This is a genomic window from bacterium, assembly GCA_016873475.1.
In the GTDB taxonomy this organism is placed as follows: Bacteria; Krumholzibacteriota; Krumholzibacteriia; order JACNKJ01; family JACNKJ01; genus VGXI01.
The window spans coordinates 1-4,021 of record VGXI01000255.1 but is presented as its reverse complement, the minus strand read 5'-3'; the positions used below and the strand labels follow the sequence as shown (position 1 = coordinate 4,021).

3 protein-coding genes are annotated in these 4,021 nt (G+C 69.4%); 1 reads left to right on the top strand and 2 read right to left on the bottom strand.

Annotation, left to right across the window (positions count from 1 at the left end):
- Nucleotides 1-71 precede the first annotated feature (71 nt).
- On the bottom strand, nucleotides 72-1,574 hold the full coding sequence (locus tag FJ251_14235) for a hypothetical protein (protein MBM4118863.1): 1,503 nt from the start codon (nucleotides 1,572-1,574) through the stop codon (nucleotides 72-74).
- Here FJ251_14235 and FJ251_14230 point away from each other — a divergent pair.
- Complete coding sequence (locus tag FJ251_14230; protein MBM4118862.1) at nucleotides 1,567-2,280, top strand: hypothetical protein; 714 nt, start codon at nucleotides 1,567-1,569, stop codon at nucleotides 2,278-2,280. The genes FJ251_14235 and FJ251_14230 overlap by 8 nt on opposite strands.
- A 68-nt stretch (nucleotides 2,281-2,348) precedes the next feature.
- Here the strand turns inward: FJ251_14230 and FJ251_14225 are convergent, their stop codons facing one another.
- Nucleotides 2,349-3,956 carry a hypothetical protein gene (locus FJ251_14225; protein MBM4118861.1) on the bottom strand — a complete coding sequence of 536 codons (1,608 nt, stop codon included), beginning with the start codon at nucleotides 3,954-3,956 and terminating at the stop codon, nucleotides 2,349-2,351.
- Nucleotides 3,957-4,021 lie beyond the last annotated feature (65 nt).

Sequence of the window (4,021 nt, the reverse complement as noted above, 5' to 3'; positions counted from 1 at the left end):
GAGAGCGGGGGCCGAGCCGTCACCGCACGAGGGCTCCTGATTCGCTGAAGGCCGGCGGCCGCCCGCGGGCTTCAGCTTCCTCTGCGCAGGGCCGCCTTCGGCGTGCGATCGGCGCGGAAGAGCCCCCAGTGCTTCTCCACCTCGTCCGGATCGGGGCCGCCCTTCCAGTTCTCGTCGAAGGCCTCGAAGACGAAGAGCGGCAAGTGCTGGGTCTGCGCCCAGGCAAGCAGGGTCGCGTAGAAGTCGGCCTGCTCGTCCTCGCCAGGCCGGCCCTTGATGAGTCGCGCTTGCTCGCCGCTCGCAGCCACTGCTGTGGCCCATCCCGTCTCGCCGACCACGAGCGGCCGTTCCGGATGCGCCGCCGCCACGGCCGCGAGCTGGGTGCGCAGCCAGGGCAGGGCCGCGTCGAGGGTCTGGCTGTTCCACATCGGGTGCGCGTGAACGGTCAGGAAGTCGAGCTCGCGCGCGAGCGCCTGGCTGGCCGGCTCGAGCCAGTACTGGTAGTCGTCGGCAGCGGTCACGGGCACCGCCACTGCGGCGCGCACGCGGCGCACCTGGGCGATGAGAAGCTCGATCGGACAGGGATGCGGCGACCAGGAGACCTGCGTCTCGTTGCCCACGCAGATCGCGGCGACGATGTCCGGATACGCCGCCGCCAGCGCAACCGCCGCAGCGAACTCGCGCGCGTTGGCGGCGGCCGCCTCCGCATCGGGCTCGTTCCCGCCGTCCGCCCCCGCCCGCTCCTCCGGCGCAACCCAGACACCGAGCAGCACCTTGATGTCGATGCCCTCGCTGCGGATCCCCTCGAGCAGCTCGCGCCCGAACTCACTGGCCCCGTAGGTGCGCAGGAGACGCCAGTGCGGCTGCATCAGCCGCAGGTCCTCGCGGATCTGGGCCGCGCTCGGCGTTGGGCCGCCGGGCCGCTGTCCATCGCGATGCGGGCCATAGCAGATCCCGCCGCGACTCCGACCTTCGGCAAGATCCGGCAGGAAGGGGCGCAGCGCGCCGCTGGACTCGCCGCCCCGCGGCGCTGAGCGACCGGAGCCTCCGCATGCGGCCAAGGAGAGCAGGAGCAGGGACAGGCCAACGCGCGCCGGGATCGAGGTCGGCAGAGGCATAGCGCTAGGGCTCCCGCGCTGGGCTGCCGCGCGCGTCGCTGTCAGGTCCACGATCGCGAGCGGCGCCCGAGGATTGAAAGGTGTATTTGTTTGCATTCCGCACAAAGTCTGAGCGCGAAGGACTGGCGCGAAGTGCTTTCTTGCATCCCTCTGGGCTGCGATCGCCACTTGCGCCAGGGACATCGGCAAGCGGCAGGCGTCGCTGCTGCGGCCCAGCGGCCCACTCATGCTCAATCCGTCGCTTCCTTGAAACCGCTGATAGTAAACGAGATAAGAAGGAGGGCCAATCTGGAACTGAGCGCTGGACTGCCTGTTTGGGACTTGATTCGGACGCCGAACATAGTGTACACTCCTCCTCGTCTGGATGCGATTGGATACGCAGTCCCCGCGGCGATCGGATCCGAGAGTCTCAGCCCAAGCGAAACTCCTCACACGGAAGGAAACCACGATGAACATCAGAGCTAAAGCGTTCTTTGCGATCGCAGCGCTGCTCTGCCTGGCGCCGGCGGCCAGCGCGCTTGCTCCCTACGCGCAGGACTTCGAAGGCCTCGTCCAGAGCGATCCGAACGCGCTGGGCAATGACGGCTGGCTGGTCTTCGGCAACGTCTTCGGTCCGGACTGGTCCTACTGGTACGGCTACGGTCCCTACCCCGCCCCGAACGCGGGCAACGCCTTCTGCTCGATCGCGGCTGGCGAGGGCGGCGCCGAGCAGGGCGCTCAGCAGCTCGTCGTCTTCAGCGACTACAACAATGGCAACCACAACGACGGCGCGCACATCGAGTCCAACGTCTTCCAGGAGCAGACGATCGGTGCCGGCGATGTCGGCACGACCTGGAACTTCGACTTCGATGCCAAGCTCGGCAATCTCGCGGGCAGCACGACGGCCCTGGCCTTCATCAAGACCCTGGATCCCGCGAGCGGCTATGCGATGACCAACTTCATCACGGCGGACATGACGAGCACGCCCGCGAGCTGGACCGGCTATCAGTTGACGATCACGATCGACGCCGGTCTCGTGAACCAGATCCTCCAGATCGGCTTCGCGAACACGGCGACGCTCTACGAGGGCTCGGGTGTCTTCTACGACAACATCGTCTGGGGCATGGCGGAGCCGGTGGCGACGCAGGACACGAGCTGGGGCGCCGTGAAGTCCCTCTTCTAGTTGACCTGGCACGCAGCACACGCGGGGGTCCGGCCTGGCCGGGCCCCCGTTCTCTTTGCAGCTTGCGGTCACTTGATGAGCACGACGCGCTGGCTGTCCGTGAAGTCCGCCCCGCGCAGACGGACCAGGTAGACGCCCGAGGGCAGTTCCCTGCCCTCTGCGTCGCGCCCGTCCCAGACCAGGGCGTGCGTCCCGGGCGAGTGAAGCCCACTCGCGAGCCAACGCAAGCGGCGGCCGCCGAGGTCGAAGACCTCGAGGGCGATGCTCGCTTCCCGCGCCAGCGTGAAGCGGAGGGTCGTCTTTGGGTTGAAGGGATTGGGAACGGCCGGCGTCAGCCAGCCGGCCCGCGCCGCGGCCGGCGCGCCGCCCGGATCCACCGCGCTGCCCCCGCCCGCCGGCAGGAAGTGCACGCTCTCCACGATGACTTCCTGGCTGGAGGCCGGGGTGCCGCTGGGCAGCTTCCACAGATTCAGGTGCAGGCGCGGCTGCTCGGGACGCGGGACGTGCGGCCCGAAGTAGTTCCAGCTCGCGACCAGCGGCGCGCTCGCTTCCTCATCGGCGCCCCCGCGCCAGACCCGGTACTCGACCCGATCGGCGAGCCAGCGCATCGCGTGACTCACCCGCTCCCCTGCGCTGAACGCGAGGTCGAATCGCTGCAGATTCCCCGGCCAGTCCCAGGGCTGCGCGACGAACTGCCCGATCTCGCGCCCCGGATCGCCCCAGCGGCCGTACTCGATGTCGACCTCGTTGTAGGGATTCCACCAGAGGAAGGCATCGTCCCAGCAGGGGCCGTACTGCCAGATGAAGAGACCCAGGATCGCGAAGCGGTCGAGCAGGTCGAGCCGCCCCACGGTCGTCACGATGTAGTCTCCGTAGCCGAGCGCCTCCTCGGCGACCACCTCCGTGCTCTTCCAGGTCCCGTTGCGATTGGCGAGCGTGAGGTGGAGGCGGCCCTGGCCGTCGACCCAGACGCACTCGGCACCGTCGCAGAAGACGTTGGGGCCCGGCCCGTAGTAGCCGGGGCCCTTCACCCGCCAGCTGCGACCGGCGAAGTCGAGGGTGCGGCCGCCCGGGAAGTCGCTCCACTGCAGCGTGTCGAGATCGGGCGGGCTGTCGTCCTCGGCGGTGATCTGGTCGAAGTAGGCGTCCGGCGAGGGCGCGCCGGGCGCCTGCAGCACTCCGAGCAGCAGGTGGATGGCAGCGGTGCCCGCCGGCGCCGGCAGGCTCTGCACGGCGAAGGGAAGGTAGGCGTCGACTGGCGAGGCGGCCGAGGCCACGGCGAAGGAGTCGTAGCTGATGAGCTGGCCCGCTCCGTCGTGCCACTCGACGTTGACGAGCGCGCTGCACTGGCCGGTCAGCGGCTTCGTCGCGGGATGGCGCACGTGGCCGGTCACGGTCCAGCGCTCGCCGGGCGCACAGTCCAGCCGCTGCCAGTAGCCCGAGACGCTCCAGTTGCCGCCGGGCCCGCTGACCCGGGCCGCCCAGTCGCCATGCACGGCGGTGGTCACCGCGCCGACGCTGCCGAACTGGCTCCAGCCGCCGAAGCTCGCCCCGCTCTGCCCGGCGATCTCGAAGCTCGGATTGGCGAGGATGCACTGGCCACGCGCGCCCGCGGGCAGGCCTGCCGCGGGGAGCGCGATCAGGGCCAAGGCGAGTAGCGCATTCGCGGATCCCATGCGAGGTCCCCCTTGCGGGCGCGCCTCTCCGAATGGGGCCAGGCGCGCGGTTACTCATTCCTTTT

Excerpts from the sequence above, each read along its gene's own strand:
- FJ251_14235 (MBM4118863.1), bottom strand. The coding sequence starts at position 1,574 with ATGTTCATCGTGGTTTCCTTCCGTGTGAGGAGTTTCGCTTGGGCTGAG.
- FJ251_14225 (MBM4118861.1), bottom strand. The coding sequence starts at position 3,956 with ATGGGATCCGCGAATGCGCTACTCGCCTTGGCCCTGATCGCGCTCCCC.
- FJ251_14230 (MBM4118862.1), top strand. The coding sequence starts at position 1,567 with ATGAACATCAGAGCTAAAGCGTTCTTTGCGATCGCAGCGCTGCTCTGC.